This window comes from Cupriavidus sp. 10L43_2, assembly GCF_056395265.1.
In genome coordinates this window covers 74,454-94,024 of record NZ_JBFTJE010000019.1, presented here as the reverse complement: position 1 = coordinate 94,024, position 19,571 = coordinate 74,454, and the positions used below count along the sequence as shown (strand labels likewise).

Below are 19,571 nucleotides of genomic sequence, written 5' to 3'. Positions count from 1 at the left end.
GGTACGGCGATGCAATCAATACACTCGGTCCTCGAACGCTTCAACGACGACCTTCTCCAGTTCCCTGCTTATGTGGCGGCGTTCAACGACATAGAGAGTCTTCTGCGTCTGTATCGGGAATCCGGCATCGCCCAACATCTACTCGTACTGGGCGAGAGTGGCACTGGGAAAACTACGCTGTGCCAAGACTTCGTGACTCGCTATCCTCGCGTCGCCGTGGCCGAAAGAGACGTGGTTCCCGTGCTGCATGTCTCGATCCCTCCCGTGGCCACCATTGCAGCAGTCACCGAAGCGATGCTAGCGCGCCTCGGAGACCCATCACCCACCAGAGGAACCGTCTCAGCGAAGACAGCTCGCGCGGTCAAGCTGGCACATGCTGTATCGGTGGAACTCCTGCTGATCGATGAGGCACAACATATTCGGGACCGTGGCCAGATGCCAACTCAGTACCTCGTCGGAGACTGGCTGAAGACCGTCATGGACGAAGTCGGCGTTCCGACCGTATTACTCGGCCTTCCGCGGGTAGCGAGCTTGCTCCAAGTCAACGAGCAAGTGCGACGGCGATTCTCCCGGCGCAGGTATCTACAGATGGGGCAACAGGGTGAAACAAGTGTCGAAGCTGAGTGTCTGCAACTTTTTCTATCACTTGGTGACAATTTTCCGATTCCGGTGTCATGTGGATCGATGGGGTGGAGTGAGATGGCGCAACGCATATATTTCGCGTGCGACGGGCGGGTTGCCTACATCAAGAAGCTGCTCGCTGGCGGCATTCGCTTAGCCCTTGAGCAAGAGCTATCAAATGTCGGGCCTGAAACTCTGGAGATGGCCTTCACGCAGGACGTTTGGTGGGAAGGTGTGGATCRGCTCAATCCATTCAACGAGCGGTTTCAGTTCCGACGACTGAATCGGGCAAACGAGCCATTTGAGCAAGTCCTGACTGTGCCGTACCGAGACCGAGTTCGAGTACGAAAGTGATACTCCTTGATAGCTTTCCGATCCGACCGTCTCATCAGTATGGGGAAAGTCTTGCTGGCTACGTCTATCGAGCCCATTCGCTCAATGGACATGCGATCCCCGCAGATACATCCACACTGATTGGCAATATATACGGCCAAGGGATCGCGGCACTTGACCCATGCACATGGGAGAAGATCGAGGCTTTGCTTGGTCGTCGTGCCCGCGTCAGCGCGTGCGATTGGTCAGCAGCGTGGAGAGGACTGTGGCGAACACACATTTCCAGCATTCGTGTGACGCGCTTGAGATGGCCGCAGCTTGTCCTTTGTCCAAAGTGTGTCGCGGAGAAAGGGATTCACTTCGCCCTGTGGGAAATGCCTCTGATAAGAGCATGCCCCTTCCACCGTTGTAGGCTGGTCAATAGTTGTCGCCGGTGCGGTAGCAAATATGAATGGCCCTATTTGCACCCCGATTGGCATTGTCACTGCGGAGCGGTAGTCACCGACGGCCCGCTTGAGCCTGCGGGAGTCATGGAATACAAACAAGCTTCCACGATTTGCCTTGCATCGGACCTGCCCTTACCGCAATCTCGCGACGAAAGCGTTAAGCAACCGGACGGCTGGCCATCGCTTCCCTATGCGACCGTAATAGAGTCGCTATATGTATTGCACGGGCTTCGGCGCTTGATTGTCGATTCACTTATGCGAAATATGCCACCGTCACTTTCCCACAGCGACAGGCGGACATCCAAGGCTCGCCCTGAACCTCATCGGTGGGAATACGATCTCTTGAGCAAGTGGCCACGAAATCTTGAAGATGGCCTCATTCGTCTCGTCCGCTGGGCTTGCAGGAACGATGGCCGTACCCTAATCCTCATAGAGGATAATTCCGCAATTTGGCACGGAATTCAATATGTGCGAGCCGCGGCCTCTACATCGCTTGCTGACAGCACGATAGACCAAGTCGTCCTCCGCTTGATTGACTCGGTAAGGGCGCCATTTCCAGCGCATACTCTTGTAATTTTCAATCCCAAGTTGGGCGATTCCCAGAAGACGGGAAGAATCAAAGCTTTGCTGTTATGGTGGCAGGCCCTCAGCCGAGGGTATGTCGCTAGCGATCCCGCTGCTGTTTCCGAGATGACGGGGTACGTAACCGCCTACCCGGATGGTCGAGAAGCAAGAGCAATTGATCTGTTGAATGAGCTTTTCAGGATTGCCGCTGAAGGCATTGAACCTCAAAGATGTCATTTAATTTTTCGCGCATGGATTGCATCATGTCCCGAGTTTGAACACACCGATCCGGATGCGTTCCTGCGTCAGCTTTGGTCCACGCTCGTGAAGACACCAAGCACTGTGCTGGACCGCATGATCGCTGCGGCAACTCAGATACATGGTGACTGACCGTGAGGACATCAACAGGGCGCTTCCTGGTTCGGCCGCGGCCATATGCCGGTGAGCTTGCCTTCGGCTACCTCGTAAGAGCCGCATCGGCCAACGGATACGAGAATCCGCGGGAGCTTTGCCGAGTGATTCGAGCAAATAGAGTCTCCTTTCGCGCTTCTCTCAGCTTGCAATCGTCGGAGCTTGCTTGTCTTCGAGGACCACTTCCTCGTTACTGCGACGCGGTATCAGGCACCTCTTACGGCTTGCGCCGTGATGACTTCAACCACTACTTCATGCGCTGGTGCCCGAAGTGCTTGTCGGAGGGAGATTACTTGCGAGGTGAATGGGGAATAAAGCTCTGTTGTGTATGTGTCCCACACGGGGTCAATTTGATGGATCGCTGCCCTCAATGTGCCTCGAGTCAACCATTGGAGCGATGCTCAATATCGACATGCAGCTGCGGATACAGGCTAGAGCGCGCTTCACCTGCGCCAGCAGACGGGGGCCTAGTAGATTTGCACCAAATTCTGGCGCAAGCCCTGCGGTGTGGAAGTGGTGAGCCCGGCGGCATCACGCCGACAAATTGGGTGCGGATGGTCAAATACTTGGGATCATTCGACGCTGCCCCGTTCGCTACTCGTCCCGGTCAGCAGAAGCGTCTACACGAACTGCGTGTTTCCGTTGAGCTTGCCAAGGGAACATCCAGCATCCTCGAGAAATGGCCGACAAACTTTAAGCATTTGCTGGCCCGCATTAGAGCGGCGCGACCTCTTGCAACCCACATAGGGGATGCGTTTGGACCGTTCTATCGCGTCCTATATCGAGATCTGAATGACGGCTCGCTTGACTTTCTGCGGCAAGAGTTCGAGACATACTTGCAGGAAAACTGGTTTGGACTCCTGGGACGCCGCAATCGCAGGCTTCAACCAAAGACGATTGCAGTGCATCCGCATAGACCACCGGAGGAGATCGCCAGGGCCGCGTGTGCGAGCAAGGCGGCTGTACGCCGTCTGGCGGTCCTAGGTTTGATTCGCGGACATGCGGTAGCGCATGCCTCCGGACGAACGACAATAGCTGTGCATCGCGACGATGCGAAGGGCGTGAGTGCTTGCAAAGCCGATAGCCTCTCTTTACGCGAGACTGCCCACCTGTTGGGGCTAAGGCGAGAGCGGGTGCGCGAGCTTATCGACGCAGGACTACTGCGCGCATGGATAGATCCGCGCCGAACAAGCGCATCGGTATGGTGGTTGTCCAAGCAAGACGCATACAAGTTGTTGTCCATCACAGCGTTGACGATGGTCAACGGCGTGTCCAAGGCGAATATGGCTTTGGCGACCATACTCCAAACATGGCGCTTGCGTAGCGGAGAGTTCCCAGCGCTGGTACGTGCGCTTCTCGTGGGCGACGTGACGATTGCCAGCACCACAACCGTTGGCCGGGGGATGGGGCGGGCGGGCATATCAACGGAATCCCTTCGCTCTTGGTTAGATGCGCATCGGGCTCAGACCAGCTCTTGGATGTCCGTGGACACGGCAGCGAAGTGTTTGAGGGTCAAGCAGCAGGTTGCGTATCAACTGGTCTACCGCGGGCTACTACTTGCAGAGGAGGACAATGGAATCCGGCGCGTAAGCGGTGATGCTTTAAAGGCATTTGGTCAGCGATACATATCTCTATCAGAGCTTGCTACTGCTCAGGGGATGGCACCCCGCAAACTACTTGCTATCCTGTCGGCTCGGCCTGTATGTGGACCTACGGTTGACGGCACTCGACAGTATTTCTATCGGCGAGACGAGGTCGCAAAGAACCTAGGAGAGAGCCATCTCAAGGTAGGGCGATAGCCTCTCACTAAAGCACCTCACGTTCACAGTGCGTGAACTAAATCTGGAGTCAGGAACCGATGTTTGACTGGAACGGTACTCAGTTGGAAAAAATGTCTCCTGAAGAGGAGCGGAAGTTCTGGCGACGCTTCGAGGCCTGCCTCCGTCGGGATGACGGAGAGGTGGCCAAGGCGCATCTTAGGGCTGGTAACCCCATCTACTATAGTGACGAGAAATTTCCGGACTATGTAGTGCGTGAATGGCCAGATGGGAGACGGGAGTTGATTACCGTAAGTGTTTCTGAGGGGATGAAAGTCGTCCGTCAATTGTAGATCGGTCAATAAACGGTCGAGGTACGAGAGACAAGGTCTGGGAACAAGATGGACTCAACCCTCGGCCATTGCGACCGGCCTCTGATTTCTCTCAACTGAAAGCCGTTTCCGATCAAGAGCTGTCACCAGCAAAGGCGGTGGAAAGTGTATTCGCCGTGTGACTCTATGTCTTTGGTATCCAAAGGGAGTACGCACAAGCAGCCGCGACCACTATCCATACCAAGAGAAAGAACCAGATTGTCGACCACTCCCAGCGTGCTTTGACGAACAGAGCAGCCCATCCAGTCATCACCGGCTCTTCTTCAGTCGCACCCAACTCGGGCGCTAAGCGCTGCTGAGCCCTGAAGAGCTCGTGATCGGACGGCGCGTGGTTGTAGGGGCAGCGATCTTTTATCGTTTCGTACTCAACTCGAAGCGCATCTACCTCTGAATCTTCCACTACCTGGCCGCACTCCATTCTGGCAAGTACATGTGCCAGCTTAAGGTGGTAGGCCGTAAGATCCTCGGCGTTACGATGTAGCGCATCTCCCTTCGCGCCGTAAGCGGCGCCCCACTCGAGAAGACTGATGGCCAAAAGGAACACACCAAGCGCGACCGAAATTGCGGTCAGGTAGTTGTCCAGCGGCGTCCCAGGTTGGGGCGAGTAGATTCGCTGTGCCACCGCCGCTGCGACACTCAACGCCGAGAGCATCGCGAGACTGATGGTCGAAAACATCTCTCGCTGCTTTAGGCGTCGCGCAGCGTTGTAGCGCGAACCAGAGGTCTTCCAAGCCCGCGTGCGGAGGTCCGAGACGAACTGCCTCATTGGTGAGAGCATGTCAAATTGGGGGTGCGGGAGACACCTCAAGAATCAGGTCATATCCACTTCTCAAGCAGCGATGCAGAGCATTCCCTCGAGAAGGTCTTGTCACAAAATGCGACGTCCCATGCTTGCGCAGGGTAGAGAGCACTTCCGCCCGCGAGACCGAAGCCTTGCGAGGTATCGCTTGCACGATAGGCGTCACCCGCACGCGAATTATAGCGAAGTTAGCCATAGAGCGCCCCTTCGTCCTTGTGCATGGCGAATAGGACGTGCTGCAGGTACTTTTCGTAGCGATCCTTGAGCTGCTCATCGGTCAGTGCCTCGTCTGGTCCGACGCGGCCTCGTTCGGTGAGCAAAGCCAACATCTCTGCCCTGGTCCTAATCTTGTCGTAGTTCCGCACGTACCCACCCTCTGGGTTGAACTTCATTTCGAAGTAGGCGCGTCGCAGCTTCTTTAAATCGGCCGGCGCTCTACAATCGAAATCTGTCAGGCGCTTGAACATACCTTCGATTGCTTGATCCAATCGATAGAGCAATTTCAAATCGCTGATTTGGTTGAAGTAGGCAATCCACCCATAGCGTTTCTTGTGCGAGATCGCCCCCGTGATTCGCTCGTTGAGTTCAAGGACGAAGATCTCCTTCAGCCTTTCTGGCGTGAGGTATTTAAACCTTTCCAAGCGGCGCGTCCGGTTGTGCGTGTAGTCGCTGAACTTTGCAGCTATCGACTGTAGAAATCGCTCGGTGGTCGAGTCCCTCACCGAGATCAGCGGCCAATGGAACGTATAGCCAAGGTAACCGAACGGCTTGGATAGCTGCTGGAGGTGTGACTTTCCTGACCCGAGGGGATGCAAGCTTAGGCCACGCCGCTTGAGTCTCGCACGAAGTGAAGCGAGGGCCTTCTGCACTGCGTCGTGATCGCCGTACATCAGCACATCGTCGACGTATCGGTAGTAGGTAATGCCTGTCGTCGGCATGACATCGTCAACTTCTTGCATGTAGATGGATGCCAAAATATTCGAGATGGCCAGGCCTTGAGGAACGCCAACGTCTGTCCGGTAGTCCGCATGCCTGGTTCTTCTCGTATTCTTTGGAACCGTCGGTGTTGCAAGTGCGTGGCGGATCAACTTCAGCGCAATCGGAGTTTTGATCTTTTTTGCGAGTACCTTGAGCAACCGCTCGCGCTGGATCGAGTCATAGAAAGTCTTGATGTCAGTGCTGCAGATCCACGTCTCCGTTGGAGATTTACTCATTATGTCGATCGAGATTTCGCGCACATATGTGCTCGCGACGTTCTTTGGGACACGCTCCGGATATAGGATAGCGAGAAACCTGTTTAGTTGATGCAGCACAACACGGTCACGAACCGTGGGGATGCCGATCAATCGTGGCTTCTTATCTCTTCCCTTCGTCTTCAGTACCTCAAGGAATGGAGAGAACCTATACTTCCCAGTCAGGCATTTTGCCGATGCAGTCGACAACTGGACGCTTGCATCGAGTGCGAACTGAAAGCCATTCAAGCGATCAATTCCCTTACCGGTCGTGCTTGTGAATTCTTCCCTGAACACCGCTTCTAAAGCCGCCGCAGAGAACAAGGCACTGAACAGCATCGTGTCGTCAATCTGATCGGGCCATAAGGTTGCTACTGTCGATGCCTCCAGAAGAGGTAGCAGCAGTTGATGGGCATTGGGCGGTTGTGCCATCTATGTATTACCCCTCCTCCGGACTGGGCATCTAATAGGAAACTTAAGTGGACTAGGAACCGGACAGCAATCTAATGATGATGACGATCCTCGCACTTAATCTGCAAGCTGCGCGGCGCCACGAATTTTGGCATCACTTTGAGTTTGCAGTCGCTTCTCGATGGCTGCCGGCAACTCGAGCAACTTCGTCACGACAGTGGTCGGGCAGGGTAACCTGGCATCCTTGATCGCATTCCCAGTGAATCCATCGACACGAAGGATGTCGACGTATGGCAAATAGATGGCATGCAGCGCATCACCGAGATCGCTAGCCTTGGATGGTCTTCCTCCGTTCGCCGGCAGCGCGGACAGCCTCGCCACATGACACAGAATCTGACTTACCGCCAGCAGGCTCGGGGTCTGCTCCCACGAGCAATGGGCTGATTCGCTCAGCGATAGCCCAAAGACGCTCGCCAGCCGCAGCAGCATAGAGTCAGGAACGCTACGCAGCCCATCGTCCAACGCGGCCTGAATGGCGGGGGTGGTCTTGTGAGAGGCCCCCGTGCCCTGCAGCGCTTCATGCGCGCGTTGCACGCCCAGACGCGCGTCCTGCATTGACTGACGTAGGTCGTCACCAATCTTGCGGAGGAACTGGGATAGCGGCGCGGTCCTGTCCCACTGCCGCTCATACCATTCCGAAAAAGTCCGGAGGTCGATCATCGAAGATTCGATCGCTTCCAGCACCTGTGCCTTGCTGCCGTGGCCTCGAATGAATCTGATGACCTGGCGTCGTCCTTCAGCCGTTAGCGGATACTGATCTAGTTGCCTGTGGACTTCGGGTCCGAGTTCGTCTGCAGGTAACTGCTTCGCGGTGCGCAAGCGGCCTGTACTATCGAACAGTCTCTTTGCTCTTCTGCGTTCGGCGCGATTGTTGGTGGTACTTGCCAGCGCATCTTCCAGGCTGGTGGCAAGTGAAGGAAATTCGATGCCTAGATCACCGAGGGGTGGCATCCAGTAGCCGTCGTCGCGGTAGACCGAACTCCAGCTCTGTTTTTGAGGTGCTTGCGCTACGGCACGCACTTCGGCTTCAAACAGGGAAAACGGATCGACCAGTGCTGACTTCCCACACAGCCGCTGAATATGAAGCAACCGACTTCTCGCCGCCCCAACATCAGTCTGGCGAACGGCAGCCGCCTCGATAACGTGGGCGTAGCTGAATCTGAGCTGTATCGCACCGGCTTCCTGCCAATCGAGCAGCCGCTGCTCGACCCGCATGTGCATCTCGGTCTTCTGCCTGTTGTCAGACAGTACGGAAAAATCACTGCTGTCCAGGTAGACAATCAGTGGGCGGCTGTGCGATTGCGTGCTGCAGCTCATAGCCATAGTTCGAGCTAGCGCATGCAAGTCTTGCTGGACTGACTGATCGCACCGTCCCTGCATAGAAATTCCCCTGCACTACAGTCCGATGCGCCGCCCTTGCTACCCGAGCACGGCTGGTTGATCCTAGCGTAAGCAGTTTGGCAGCCGATCGTTATGATAGTCATGAATATTGCACCGACGGGTCGCATTGCGTTTCCACGGAAAATAGATAGTGTCGGAATCGAAAGTGTGGGGCGTAACCCTCCCTTCGCGGGGTAGTGGCAGCCACCGCTAACACCGTGGGGCATTCGCGTATATCGGACTTGTCCACCGAGGTGTCTGACGGATAGTGCTTGTCTGGCGCTTCCGCGTTGTCGCTAAAATGGCACGATTACCTCCAGCCGGTTGTCTTTGCGCGCTTCGCTAGCGCCGTGTCCGGTGCCACCTACCGCCACAGGACTGAGATAGCATGACTCCTGACCTGATCGTTCAAGTCCTGCGAAGCACCTTCGCTCAAGGCATCGATTCATCGCTACGCGACTATGTGCGCTGGCATCGGACCCGTCGCTGGCTGCTCTTCTCCGACTACGTGCTTGGTCAGGCAAATCGGCACAATGACACCTTCGCCTTCACGCTCGTTCCCGCCGGTCGTCACCTGGAAATAATCGGCAGGGACATCCGACGTCTGTCCGATCGAGACCTCAAAGATTGCTCTAAGGTCAGTCCCTCCATGATGCAGTTACTGCAGGATCATCGCATCATGACCTTCTGCTTCCTCGTGCCTCGCAAGCGCTCGCAACAGGTGGAAGACGCGCGGGCGGCCATCGCCGCCACGCTTGCGATGACCAAGGAGTGGCGGAATCGAGGTGTTGCGTTACCGATGATCAAGCGGCTGGAAGAGATGCGGCGGCAGGCCTTGTCACGCTCGTTCAATGTCAGGCTGCTCGACGACATGATTTTTGCCTCCACGTTCGCGGCGTACCTTACCGCACAACTTTGCCGCTTCGGGCCAACTGAACGTGTTGGCTGGTTTTCCGATGTTGACAAGATCACGACGGCGTTTGGTGGTTTCGTAAATGACATGTACGCTGCGAACGTCAGGGGACTGTGTCAGCAACTGGTTCCCGGCTGGCAAGGGCCCGCACTGGGGGTCAACCAGATCCCGCTGCCAGGTGAACGACTCTGGTGCGAGCAGCACTTACGTATTCCGGATCATTTCGCCGGAGTCATGGCCGCGTGGAACCTTCGGACCAACGAGATACCTTCCGCCTCGCCAAAATACCTGCCTGTATTGGCGGAGGCGATAGCCGACCGCAAGAACGTCCACCTCATCAAGATTGCGCGTGCCACGCTGCCGGAGGGCGGTGAACACATGGAAGCGTCTCGGCTTTTGGTCTCACGCACACCAATTGCAGGAGCGGCGAAATAGCAAAATTTGGACTGCGGGGGGGCGGGAATATTCGTCTGGTACGTGCAAGCTATTTTCTAGGTAGGCCGCAGAGACCGACAACAAGAAGTCGGCAGCCGCGCCGTTTCGGGCACCTACAGCACATGTTCGATGGATGGCGAGTCCGTGCCGCAAACGAAGTACCATGCATCTGGGTTAAGTGATAGAAGGGAGAAGATGGATCAACATGGGTAGTGTGCATTGGAACGCCGGGGAAGTAGCCGACGCTAGCCGCGTTTGGAAGGCGGCCGTGGACAGATTTCCTGATCACGAGTTAGCGGCACTGCTCCGCCGCGATCTTCCCACAGTCCTTCGCTAACTTGTGCATACATAGCGACAGAACTCTATCACCTCGGAATACCGTGATGGCTGATCAAGAATATGACGAGATGACGGCTAGGTACGTCGCCGACATGGAAAAGCAGTCCCGCGAACGGCTGGCCGAAGCGACTGACCTGATTGCTAGGTTCACGACTCTGGCTGCGTCCAAGGGCGTGACCCTGAGGGCTGAGTCATTCGAGTACATCCAGACCATCGGCATCGTCGCCAAAGCGCCAGGCATCGCAAGGGCGCTGTTAGAACCACTAAGGGCCGAACGCGACGGACTGCTTGCGTTCCACGAGATCGCTAACCGGTTACCGGCTCATTACGAAGGATGCTTTGCCGGGCCCGACTTTATCTTGATGGCTCATCCTTGTTACCGGCGCGGTATGCACCCAGGCAACAACTGGGCGCCAAGGTTTGCAGACTTGTTTTGGCGGTTCGAAGGCCCCGGCATAGAGAAATACATTGCCCTCGACGAAGACCGAGTCCGGATCGACGTCGATAGGCTGGGCTATTTTGAAGCCGACACTTGGTACGGCGCGCCCTTCGACGAGGACATACGAAATATCAAACCTGGAATCGTCAAGCTGCGTCCGCCAATGGATCTCGAATCTCGGCATGTTTCTTTCTTCTTCGCAGACGCGTACTGTTTGGACATCATGTGGAGCGAGTCGGATGGCATCAAGTCGTTCCAGGCCCTGGAAATGAAGACTGAGGACATCTGGATTGAGGTCGAGGGGCAGCGCTGTTTCCCCGCCCGCTACCTGCACGCCGAGTTCGATCTTGCGGCCAACTGTTTCAGACACTTCGACGGTGCGATCCAGCTTTTCACGGAAGAAGAGTATTTCCAGAGGCGGGATTCAGACTTCAACATGACGATGAAGAAGCCGGCGCACATCAAGGCCCGGTCAAGCAAGGTCTTCAAGATAAATGGCCCGCTTAGAACGAAGGACTGGGTCGAGTTCTGCTGCCACTTCTATACAGCCAATCCGCTAACCTTCGAGTACTTCAGCGGTGAATATCCTAAGCACGTCACTGAGATCCTCGAAAGGATCCGGGGCCAGCATCTCAACTCGCCAGCGAGACTTAACGTGGCTGCTGGGTGAGGTTGTGACGAGGTTCCACTACGGGTCCGTCTGACGGATGCTAGAGAACCCTACGCCCTCGTGCCGCCACCAAATAGTAAGGCTCAAGGGGTAGTTGCTTTGCCTGCGCAGATTTTTTCACTTTCCGTGGCAGAAATTTCGGGTTCTTTCACTTTTGGTGTCACACTCGAGTGAAACGTGTGTCGCGAAACTTGAAAATTCCGTTTGTGCCCCCTGGGGCTTTTTCATTTTCCGTGTCATCCGACAAGGTGGTGCGCCGATCCTAGCGAGATCATAAAAATGCTAGTCATCAAATGGGGTTACGGCTTGCCAGGCCGTAACCCTTTTTCATTGAAGTGAGACTGTCCATGCCTCTCATTGATATCAAGAATCTCCAACTCGCCGCCGCCGCCTTTGGCGAGCGGCGCGGCTGGGGCAAGTATCACAGCCCCAAGAATCTCGCCATGGCGCTGAGCGTCGAGGTGTCCGAACTCGTGGAAATCTTCCAGTGGCAGACGGAAGAGGAATCCCGCAACGTCATGGCGACCGCGGAGCGGGCGCATGTGGAGCAGGAACTGGCGGATATTACGATTTACCTCACGCAGCTTGTGACGGCGTTGGGGGTGGATCTGGATGCCGCGGTGAGGGCGAAAATGGAAATGAATGCGGTGAAATATCCCCCACCGGCGGGGGAAGCGTAGCGGGATACCGCCACCTACCGATTCTCTATCCCTACCCGCCAGACCCGCGCTGCAGCGTCTCCCTCATACCGCACAAACGCCACGCTGGACACCATCGGCTCAACAATAGGAATCTTCTCCATCGGGGTGACGATCAGGCATTGCACGTTGGCGGCGCCTAGCCGTTGTAGCCAGTTGCGCGTGGTGTCGTCGTCGCCCCGCCAGAATGATTCATCCAGCACGGCGAGGTGGAAGCGGTAGGGCCGAGCCGCCTCTGCGGTGGCCAGCGCGGATGGCGCGTCGCGTAGTTGTTCGTCCAGAAGTGCCCAGTCGCGTGCGTCGGCGTCGATGCGGGCCTGGAGCCAGCGGCGCATGCTCTCGCGGCAGGGGTCGCATGATTCCACGGTGGGCGCGTGTTGCCCGAACGCCTCGGCGCGCAGCGCGTCGAGCATGTCGAGGCTGGCCGACTGCATGGCGGGTTCGGACGCGGCCAGTAGGTCTTCCGCCTGCTGGCGCTCCGTTTCTGCGATGGCCATCGCCGTCTGCGCCGCCGTGCGGGCGTCGCGGCAGGCATCGAGCGATTGCTCGCATGACCGGATTGTCCCTCGTAACTCCTCCAGCCCATCAGCCAGTTGCTGGAGGATGTCCGAGGCATTCTGGAGTCGTTGCTTTTCCTCCCCAAGTCGCGCCGCGTCGCGCGCCGGAATGTGCCAGTCGATTTCGTGGAAGTCTGAAAAAGCGGAGAGTTGCGAGAGCGCTGCGGACGGCGCATGGGCCCGGCGCGCCGCCAGCCGCTCGCGTTGGGCGAGGAAGTCCGCCTCGGTGGCGGCAGGCGCTTCGTTGACGGAGGCAATCAGCGTGGCGTACAGCGTTGCGCGTTGCCGGCGGATGTCGCGTACCCGTTCGAGTTGCTCGATATCGATGTCGAGCTGCGCGATCCGCTCCCCGCCACTCGCGGAAATGCTATGCCGCAGGTGCAGGGCCTGGGCGCGCAGCGCGGCGTGGCGCTCCACTTCATCCAGCACGCGGCGGTCGTGCCGCGCCCAGTCGTCGGCCAGTTGTCCGAGCCGCACCTCCAGCAGCGCGAGCTTGAGGCTGGCAAAGTAGCCGTCCAGCGCGTCGCGGCAGGCGCGCAGAGCTTCGACGGGTAGCGGATCGCCGATGGCGAAGCAGCGACGGAACCATGCGTGATACCGCGCGAAGGTGTCGAAGGATTCGGCGCCGACCGTGCGCAGCGATTTGCGGAGGGCGACGAGGTCGCCGTCGAAGTGAGAAAGATCCCCGCCGACGCTCAATTCATGCGGCGCGGCGACGAACAGCCGCGCGGGCAGGGGCTGATCCGCCGCGCTAGGGAATATCTGGGCGAGGGTGACCGTTCTGTCGAACGCGGCATTGTGGAAGACGCCAAGCAGCATGGCTGGCCGATCCGTCGCATGCGGCGTGATGGCGGGGTTCGGGGCCGGGAGTAGGAGCATTCTCAAGGCCTCGACCAAGGCGCTCGTGCCTGGCCCGAGGTTGCCAGTCAGCACGGCATGGCGGCCGTCGGGACACATCGACGTCACACCTTGCCGGAACGGCCCCCAGTTCGAGACCTCGAGCCGCATCAGGCGGAATCCTGCATCCAGTGTGGTGGCCTCGATATCCGGGGCCACCGTCTCCGGTGCCATGGTGGGTGGCCTATCCATCGACGCCTCGCGTGCGCTCGGTGGAGGTGCCGCGCAGTTGTGTCTGATAGGCGGCCAGCCGCGCGTCGAAATCGGCCAGCCATTGGGTGTCGATAAATGCTTTCAACACCCGGCGGACTTCGTACGAAGGTGTTTCCGTTTGGCCCGCGCGCCGCAGGAAGCCGAGTTCGACGATCTTGCCCACATGCGAGTCGACCATGTCGATAAGCTTGGCTTCATTGCTGCCCGAAGGCAGGAACGTGCGTAGCAATTCAGCGATGTCTTCGCGCGTCAGGATCAGTGGGCCATCGAGACCGGCAGCGTCGAATTCGGCGAGCGCCTTGCGCAGCAACGCCAGCGTGAGGCTGACCGCGTAGGACAGGGGGCGTCTGGCGATCAAAGAGGGCGCCGTGGCATCTGCCGCTGGCGCTGATAGCACTCGTAGAAATGCGAATCCATCGTCCTCGTCGACGACCAGGGCGAGGCCCAGCACGGCCACATAGTCGCGCACGGCTGCCTGCTGTGACACGAGTGCCTGCCAAGCGCTGGGTGAGTCTTCGCGGCACAGCACCCCTTTGAGCAGCGGGACCACCAGGGGCGACAGGGCGTGGGGACCTTGCGCGCTCATGATCCATGTCTCACAAAGACGACGCGTGGCATTTGTGCGCCGCGTGTCAGCGGCTCGCCGCCCATGCCGCGCGCGTGCCAGGTGACGGTCTCGGTCGCCGCCTCATCGACGACGCAATGGAAGGTATCGCCAGTCAGTTGCAGATAAGTCAGCAACTCCGCGAGGCCGTGTTCGAGTGGGTGGTCCCCGCAGAGGGATTGCAGCGAGACTTGCGGCTGGCTGCGTAGCGCAGCTTCGACCCGTCGTTTGAGAAGGCTCTGACTCAGGGCCGCAGCCGGCGGCGGCTGATACAGCACCCGCTCCATGGGCAGGTCGATGTGAGCCGCCGTCTCGTCGATCGACGAAAACAAGCCGGCTGGCGGGGTGTCGCGCAGTGCCAGGGCCCGTGCCTCGATGCTTTGCAGAATGGCCGGGAGCGTGTCGGGGTCGATGCGCAAGGCGGGCCCTCCGGGTTAGGTGAGGCGGCTGGAATCGGTTGTAGTGTGCCTTCGGTCGCCACATTCAGGAAGCAACATTCCCGCCATGAATCGTCATGCGACGAAAACGTGGCGTTGGCCGGACACGCCGCTGCGCGCTAGACTGGTATGCATCGCATTTTGCGTGATTGGCGGAGGTGGTCATGGCAGTGCGCAAGCAAGGCAAGACGGTAGGTAACATCCACATCGGCATCGGCGGATGGAGTTTTGCGCCATGGCGCGACAACTTCTACCCGTCCGGGCTCGCGCAGGCGCGCGAACTCGAGTACGCAAGCCGTCACCTGACCGCCATCGAGATCAACAGCACCTATCACGGGACACAAAAGCGAACGTCATTCGCCAATTGGCGCGATGCGACCCCGGATGGCTTCGTGTTCTCGGTGAAGGCGTCGCGCTTCGCCACCAACCGGCGCATCCTGGCCGAGTCGGGCGACTCCATCGCCCGCTTCATCGACAGCGGCATTGCCGAGCTGGGCAAGAAACTCGGTCCCATCGTCTGGCAATTCGCGCCAACCAAGCAGTTCGTGGCCGATGACTTCGAGGCATTCCTGACCTTGCTCCCGGATGCTGTCGAAGGCGTGAAGCTGCGGCACGTGCTTGAGGTGCGGCACGAGAGCTTTATGTGCGACGACTACCTGAAACTCGCGCGCAAGTTCAAGGCGGCCACGGTGTACACAGATTCGCCAAAGTTTCCGTCGTTCGCGGACCCGACCGCGGACTTTGCCTATGCGCGGCTGATGAACGCGCAGGCCAAGCTCAAGACCGGCTATGCGCCGAAAGATCTCGACGGCTGGGCCGCGCGCGCCACCGCGTGGGCCGGCGGTAGCGTGCCGGACGACCTGCCGCGCGTGGATGAGCAGGCCGGCGCCCGTCAGAAGCCCAAGGGGTTGTTCCTGTTCTTCATCAACGGGGCGAAGGAGCACGCGCCGGCGGCGGCGCAGGCCCTGCTCGAGCGGCTGGGATGGGCGCCGACCGAGGACGTGCCGGTGAAGAAGCCCGCCGCGCGCAAGGCTGCGTGACTGAAGCCGGTTTCCGAGCCACCCCCGCCGCACCCCCGCCGCTATAATCCGGCATGACTTCGAGCCCAACCCCCAACTCCACCGCCCCCGCCACGACTTCGGCAGGCGCGCCGTTCTCTGATCTGGCGCTGTCGCCCGCTATGCTCGCCACGCTGGCGCAGCTCGGCTACGACACCATGACGCCGATCCAGGCCGCCAGCCTGCCGCTGGCGCTGGCCGGGCAGGATCTGATCGCGCAGGCCAAGACTGGTAGCGGCAAGACCGCCGCCTTCGGGCTTGCGGTGCTGCATCGGCTCGACGCACGCCGCTTCGACGTGCAGGCGCTCGTGCTCTGCCCCACGCGCGAACTGGCCGATCAGGTCACGCAGGAAATCCGCCGCCTGGCGCGTGCGGAAGAGAACATCAAGGTGCTGACGCTGTGCGGCGGGTCGCCTATGCGGCCACAGGTCGACAGCCTTATCCATGGCGCGCATATCGTTGTGGGCACCCCGGGGCGCATTCTCGATCACATCGAGCGCGGCAGCCTGGACCTGCGCGGTATCAATACGCTGGTGCTGGACGAAGCGGACCGCATGCTCGACATGGGCTTCTTCGATGACATCGCGTTCGTCGCCAACCATTGCCCGAAGGACCGCCAGACACTGCTGTTCTCGGCCACCTACCCGCCCGGCATCGTCAAGCTGAGCCAGCAGTTCCTGAACAAGCCGCGCGAGATCAAGCTGGCCGAGACGCACGGCGCCAGCAAGATTCGTCAACGTTTTTACGAGGTGGAGGATGGCGACCGCCTGCAAGCTGTGGGCCGCCTGCTCGATCACTTCCGGCCTGCCAGCACGCTTGCCTTCTGCAATACCAAGGCGCGTTGCCGCGATCTCGTCGAATTGCTGCGCGCGCAGGGCTTCGAGGCCCTGGCGCTGCATGGCGACCTGGAACAGCGTGACCGCGATCAGGTGCTGGTGCAGTTTGCGAACCGGAGCTGCTCGGTCCTGGTGGCCACGGACGTGGCAGCCCGCGGTCTCGACATCGCCCAGTTGGAAGCCGTGATCAACGTCGATGTCACGCCCGACCCCGAGGTGCATGTGCACCGCATCGGCCGCACGGGCCGCGCGGATGCCGAAGGCTGGGCGTTCAGCCTGGTCAGCATGGATGAAATGGGGCGCGTGGGGAACCTGGAACAGCATCAGGGCGGCGAATTCGAATGGCACGCGCTGACCGAGCTGGTGCCGAAGAGCAAGGAGCGCCTGCTGCCGCCGATGGTCACGCTGCAAATGCTCGGCGGCCGCAAGGAAAAGATCCGCGCGGGCGACATCCTCGGCGCGCTGACCGGCGAGGCCGGCTTCACCAAGGAACAGATCGGGAAGATCAACGTGATGGAGATGTCCACGTACATCGCCGTGGATCGTGCCATCGGCAAGGAAGCGGTCAAACGGCTCAACGATGGCAAGGTCAAGGGCCGCAAGGTGCGGGTGCGGATGCTGACCGAGTAACGCGCGACTTCGCTGCTGGGAATTGTGCGCAAGAAGAAACAATAAGGCACGTCGGCTTGCTTACAAAGATTCGTGAAAGTCACCCTGTAAGCGCCGACTATCCTTTGCTAATCTGAATGAGCGGCCGGCGGCGTATGCGGGGGCAAGACAGCGCGGCGGGCCGGTGCAGCGATTTCCCCAGACAGCAATAAGGAGTCGGTCTATGAAAACCGCACGGCAGGTTCTGGAAGCGAAGCCAAATCAGGCGATCTTCAGCATTCCTCCTTCAGCGACGGTCTACGCCGCGCTGCAACTGATGGCGGAGAAAGGCATCGGCGCGTTGCTGGTGATGGAGCACGGCAAGATCCAGGGCATCCTCAGCGAACGCGATTACGCCCGAAAAGTGATTCTGATGCAACGTACGTCGCGCGAAACGCTAGTGCGGGAGATCATGACCTCAGCGGTGATCTATGTGCGGGCGGACCAGACCACGGACGATTGCATGAGCCTGATGACGCGGCACCGCCTGCGCCACCTGCCCGTGATGGAAGGGGACGAACTGCTCGGCATGCTGTCGATCGGCGACCTCGTGAACAACATCATCAGCGAACAGCGTTTCGTGATCGAGCAACTCGAACACTACATCACCGGCGGCTCGCGCTAGCGGCCATCAGGCCACGGACGCGCCATGTGGCGCCGTGGCCACTTCTCGCCAAAATTCATTGCTACGTCAACGATGGCTTCCGCATATAATTATGCGGATACTGAATTAGGCCGTCCCCACGCAAGGGATGGTCCCCGCAGCCTCCATCCCGCCGTAGCCACATGTCGTCGCCCACCTCGCCGCAATCCGCCGTGGAGGCTACCGCCTCCGTTCCCGAACATCCGCCCATCGTCCACGATCACCGCGCCATCATGCGGGTGATCGGCGGCATCGTGTTATGTATCCTGCTCGCGGCGCTGGACCAGACCGTGGTCATCCCCGCCGTGCCCGCCATTGCGAATGATCTCAACGGATTTGGGCATCTGTCGTGGATCGTCACTGCCTACCTGATCGTCTCCACCGTCACCACGCCGCTGTACGGCAAGCTGTCCGATAGCTTCGGGCGGCGGCGCCTGCTGATGGTGGCCATCACGCTGTTCATCCTCGCCTCCGTGGCGTGCGCGCTGGCGCAGTCGCTGACGCAGCTGATCCTGTTCCGGGCGCTGCAGGGCGTGGGCGGCGGCGGGCTGATGTCGCTGGCGCAGGCGGCCATTGCGGACGTAGTGGCGCCGCGCCAGCGCGGGCGCTACCAGGGCTATCTGGCGATGGTCTGGGCGATGGCCTCGATCGCCGGGCCGCTGGTGGGCGGCTGGGTGTCTGACCATCTGTCCTGGCGCTGGCTGTTCTGGATCAACGTGCCGCTCGGCGCGCTGGCCATGGCGATGTGCTACCGGGGCCTGGCCAACCTGCGCCCGCGCGGCGGCCGGCCGCGCGTGGACTGGCTGGGCGCGCTGCTGCTCGCGGTGGCCATCGTCGCCTTCCTGCTCGCCATGAGCTGGGCCGGCGATGCCTTCGACTGGATCTCCCCGGAAACCGGCGCGCTGCTGGCCATCACGGCCGGGGCGCTGGCGCTGCTGACCTGGCAGGAACGCCGCGCGGCGGACCCGATGCTGCCGCCGCGTCTGTTCCGCAACCGCGCCTATGTGATGGGCGTGGGCGCCTCGGCGCTGGCCGCGCTCAATATCTTCCTGTGCATCTTCGCGCTGCCGCTGCATTTCCAGCTGGCGCGCCATGCCGATGCCGCGATGTCCGGCCTGCTCGTGGTGCCGTTCCTGCTGTCCACCGTGGCCGGCAACCTCGTGGTGGCCTGGCTGGCGCCGCGCATGGGACGCATGCGGGGCATTCTCAGCGCCGGCTTCGTGTTGGCCGCCATCGGCCTGAGCGCGCTGGCTGGCGCTACCCCGGACGTGCCCACGGCTGCCGTCCTGCTCGCCATGACGGTGGGCGGCGTGGGGCTGGGCATGGCGATGGTCGGCACGCTGATTTCGGTACAGAACGCGCTCGAGCGCCGCGACATGGGCGCCGGCACCGGCGCGCTGCTGGTGGTGCGCTCGCTCGGCAGCGCGATTGGCGGCGCACTGGCCGGCACGCTGCTGGCGCTGGAGTTCCGCGAGGCGATGGGCCGCGCCGGCGTGACCCAGGCGCTGGACCTTGGCGCGCTGCGCCACGGTAGCGAGGCGATGGCGCATCTGTCGCCGGCCGTGCGGCAGGTGCTGTCCGCCGGCGTGGAGTCGGGCTTCCAGCTGATTTTCGCGGCGGGCGCGGTGGCGGCGGTGGTGGCGTTACTGATCGTGCGGCGCATGCCGGACCTGGAACTGCGTACCAGCGTGACCGAGCACGCCGCGACGGCGGTGATGGACTGACCCCCGGACGGATGGCGGCCGCCATCTTCCATCATCGATCCTGCAGCACGGAGT

At 59.9% G+C, this 19,571-nt stretch carries 17 protein-coding genes and 1 pseudogene; 12 read left to right on the top strand and 6 right to left on the bottom strand.

What is annotated here, in order from left to right:
* Positions 1-9 precede the first annotated feature (9 nt).
* From AC1DEL_RS22925 to AC1DEL_RS22905, 5 genes and pseudogenes are all read left to right on the top strand, one after another.
* Complete coding sequence (locus AC1DEL_RS22925) at positions 10-975, top strand: TniB family NTP-binding protein (protein WP_477159186.1); 966 nt, start codon at positions 10-12, stop codon at positions 973-975.
* A pseudogene (locus AC1DEL_RS22920) lies at positions 972-1,358 on the top strand (TniQ family protein); the annotation flags it as partial. The gene AC1DEL_RS22925 and the pseudogene AC1DEL_RS22920, both read left to right, overlap by 4 nt.
* A 126-nt stretch (positions 1,359-1,484) precedes the next feature.
* Positions 1,485-2,354: a hypothetical protein gene (locus AC1DEL_RS22915; protein WP_477126279.1), complete on the top strand. Its 870-nt coding sequence runs from the start codon at positions 1,485-1,487 to the stop codon at positions 2,352-2,354.
* 2 nt (positions 2,355-2,356) lie between these two features.
* Entirely contained in the window at positions 2,357-4,174 is a 1,818-nt protein-coding gene (locus AC1DEL_RS22910) for a TniQ family protein (RefSeq protein WP_477126264.1), read from the top strand.
* Positions 4,175-4,233: 59 nt separating this feature from the next.
* Positions 4,234-4,485: a hypothetical protein gene (locus AC1DEL_RS22905; RefSeq protein WP_477126263.1), complete on the top strand. Its 252-nt coding sequence runs from the start codon at positions 4,234-4,236 to the stop codon at positions 4,483-4,485.
* A gap of 163 nt (positions 4,486-4,648) precedes the next feature.
* Here AC1DEL_RS22905 and AC1DEL_RS22900 read toward each other — a convergent pair whose 3' ends face one another.
* The 3 genes from AC1DEL_RS22900 to AC1DEL_RS22890 form a co-directional block, all read right to left on the bottom strand.
* A complete protein-coding gene (locus tag AC1DEL_RS22900; RefSeq protein ID WP_477126262.1) occupies positions 4,649-5,290 on the bottom strand; it encodes an SLATT domain-containing protein in 642 nt (213 codons plus the stop codon).
* Between the two features lie 221 nt (positions 5,291-5,511).
* Positions 5,512-6,987: a reverse transcriptase domain-containing protein gene (locus AC1DEL_RS22895; protein WP_477126261.1), complete on the bottom strand. Its 1,476-nt coding sequence runs from the start codon at positions 6,985-6,987 to the stop codon at positions 5,512-5,514.
* A 96-nt stretch (positions 6,988-7,083) separates the two neighbouring features.
* A complete protein-coding gene (locus tag AC1DEL_RS22890) occupies positions 7,084-8,343 on the bottom strand; it encodes a hypothetical protein (RefSeq protein ID WP_477126260.1) in 1,260 nt (419 codons plus the stop codon).
* Between the two features lie 451 nt (positions 8,344-8,794).
* On the opposite strand from AC1DEL_RS22890, the gene AC1DEL_RS22885 reads away from it, so the two are divergent.
* The 3 genes from AC1DEL_RS22885 to AC1DEL_RS22875 all read left to right on the top strand — a co-directional run bounded on the left by AC1DEL_RS22885 (position 8,795) and on the right by AC1DEL_RS22875 (position 11,882).
* On the top strand, positions 8,795-9,754 hold the full coding sequence (locus AC1DEL_RS22885; protein WP_477126259.1) for a hypothetical protein: 960 nt from the start codon (positions 8,795-8,797) through the stop codon (positions 9,752-9,754).
* A gap of 383 nt (positions 9,755-10,137) precedes the next feature.
* A complete protein-coding gene (locus AC1DEL_RS22880) occupies positions 10,138-11,202 on the top strand; it encodes a hypothetical protein (protein ID WP_477126258.1) in 1,065 nt (354 codons plus the stop codon).
* A gap of 347 nt (positions 11,203-11,549) precedes the next feature.
* Entirely contained in the window at positions 11,550-11,882 is a 333-nt protein-coding gene (locus AC1DEL_RS22875; RefSeq protein WP_441591525.1) for a nucleotide pyrophosphohydrolase, read from the top strand.
* 14 nt (positions 11,883-11,896) lie between these two features.
* Here the strand turns inward: AC1DEL_RS22875 and AC1DEL_RS22870 are convergent, their stop codons facing one another.
* From AC1DEL_RS22870 to AC1DEL_RS22860, 3 genes are read right to left on the bottom strand one after another with little or no spacing between them, the layout of a single operon-like run.
* On the bottom strand, positions 11,897-13,528 hold the full coding sequence (locus tag AC1DEL_RS22870; protein WP_477126257.1) for an ATP-binding protein: 1,632 nt from the start codon (positions 13,526-13,528) through the stop codon (positions 11,897-11,899).
* Between the two features lie 10 nt (positions 13,529-13,538).
* On the bottom strand, positions 13,539-14,153 hold the full coding sequence (locus AC1DEL_RS22865) for a DUF4194 domain-containing protein (RefSeq protein ID WP_477126256.1): 615 nt from the start codon (positions 14,151-14,153) through the stop codon (positions 13,539-13,541).
* Positions 14,150-14,590: a DUF3375 family protein gene (locus AC1DEL_RS22860; protein WP_441591518.1), complete on the bottom strand. Its 441-nt coding sequence runs from the start codon at positions 14,588-14,590 to the stop codon at positions 14,150-14,152. Before AC1DEL_RS22860 ends, AC1DEL_RS22865 begins: the two co-directional genes overlap by 4 nt.
* 182 nt (positions 14,591-14,772) lie before the next feature.
* Here AC1DEL_RS22860 and AC1DEL_RS22855 point away from each other — a divergent pair, with 182 nt between their 5' ends.
* The 4 genes from AC1DEL_RS22855 (at position 14,773) to AC1DEL_RS22840 (ending at position 19,517) form a co-directional block, all read left to right on the top strand.
* On the top strand, positions 14,773-15,648 hold the full coding sequence (locus AC1DEL_RS22855; protein ID WP_477110339.1) for a DUF72 domain-containing protein: 876 nt from the start codon (positions 14,773-14,775) through the stop codon (positions 15,646-15,648).
* A gap of 53 nt (positions 15,649-15,701) precedes the next feature.
* Positions 15,702-17,132, top strand: coding sequence for an ATP-dependent RNA helicase DbpA (dbpA, locus tag AC1DEL_RS22850; protein WP_092291166.1), 1,431 nt, complete (start codon positions 15,702-15,704; stop codon positions 17,130-17,132).
* Between the two features lie 202 nt (positions 17,133-17,334).
* The gene (locus tag AC1DEL_RS22845) at positions 17,335-17,775 is read left to right on the top strand and encodes a CBS domain-containing protein (RefSeq protein ID WP_441591515.1); all 441 of its coding nucleotides are present in this window, start codon (positions 17,335-17,337) and stop codon (positions 17,773-17,775) included.
* A gap of 251 nt (positions 17,776-18,026) precedes the next feature.
* The gene (locus AC1DEL_RS22840) at positions 18,027-19,517 is read left to right on the top strand and encodes an MDR family MFS transporter (protein WP_441644157.1); all 1,491 of its coding nucleotides are present in this window, start codon (positions 18,027-18,029) and stop codon (positions 19,515-19,517) included.
* Positions 19,518-19,571: the final 54 nt, after the last annotated feature.

Excerpts from the sequence above, each read along its gene's own strand:
- AC1DEL_RS22900 (WP_477126262.1), bottom strand. The coding sequence starts at position 5,290 with ATGAGGCAGTTCGTCTCGGACCTCCGCACGCGGGCTTGGAAGACCTCT.
- AC1DEL_RS22885 (WP_477126259.1), top strand. The coding sequence starts at position 8,795 with ATGACTCCTGACCTGATCGTTCAAGTCCTGCGAAGCACCTTCGCTCAA.
- AC1DEL_RS22840 (WP_441644157.1), top strand. The coding sequence starts at position 18,027 with ATGCGGGTGATCGGCGGCATCGTGTTATGTATCCTGCTCGCGGCGCTG.
- AC1DEL_RS22895 (WP_477126261.1), bottom strand. The coding sequence starts at position 6,987 with ATGGCACAACCGCCCAATGCCCATCAACTGCTGCTACCTCTTCTGGAG.
- AC1DEL_RS22915 (WP_477126279.1), top strand. The coding sequence starts at position 1,485 with ATGGAATACAAACAAGCTTCCACGATTTGCCTTGCATCGGACCTGCCC.
- dbpA (WP_092291166.1), top strand. The coding sequence starts at position 15,702 with ATGACTTCGAGCCCAACCCCCAACTCCACCGCCCCCGCCACGACTTCG.
- AC1DEL_RS22845 (WP_441591515.1), top strand. The coding sequence starts at position 17,335 with ATGAAAACCGCACGGCAGGTTCTGGAAGCGAAGCCAAATCAGGCGATC.
- AC1DEL_RS22870 (WP_477126257.1), bottom strand. The coding sequence starts at position 13,528 with ATGGCACCGGAGACGGTGGCCCCGGATATCGAGGCCACCACACTGGAT.
- AC1DEL_RS22890 (WP_477126260.1), bottom strand. The coding sequence starts at position 8,343 with ATGAGCTGCAGCACGCAATCGCACAGCCGCCCACTGATTGTCTACCTG.
- AC1DEL_RS22905 (WP_477126263.1), top strand. The coding sequence starts at position 4,234 with ATGTTTGACTGGAACGGTACTCAGTTGGAAAAAATGTCTCCTGAAGAG.
- AC1DEL_RS22880 (WP_477126258.1), top strand. The coding sequence starts at position 10,138 with ATGGCTGATCAAGAATATGACGAGATGACGGCTAGGTACGTCGCCGAC.
- AC1DEL_RS22875 (WP_441591525.1), top strand. The coding sequence starts at position 11,550 with ATGCCTCTCATTGATATCAAGAATCTCCAACTCGCCGCCGCCGCCTTT.
- AC1DEL_RS22855 (WP_477110339.1), top strand. The coding sequence starts at position 14,773 with ATGGCAGTGCGCAAGCAAGGCAAGACGGTAGGTAACATCCACATCGGC.
- AC1DEL_RS22865 (WP_477126256.1), bottom strand. The coding sequence starts at position 14,153 with ATGAGCGCGCAAGGTCCCCACGCCCTGTCGCCCCTGGTGGTCCCGCTG.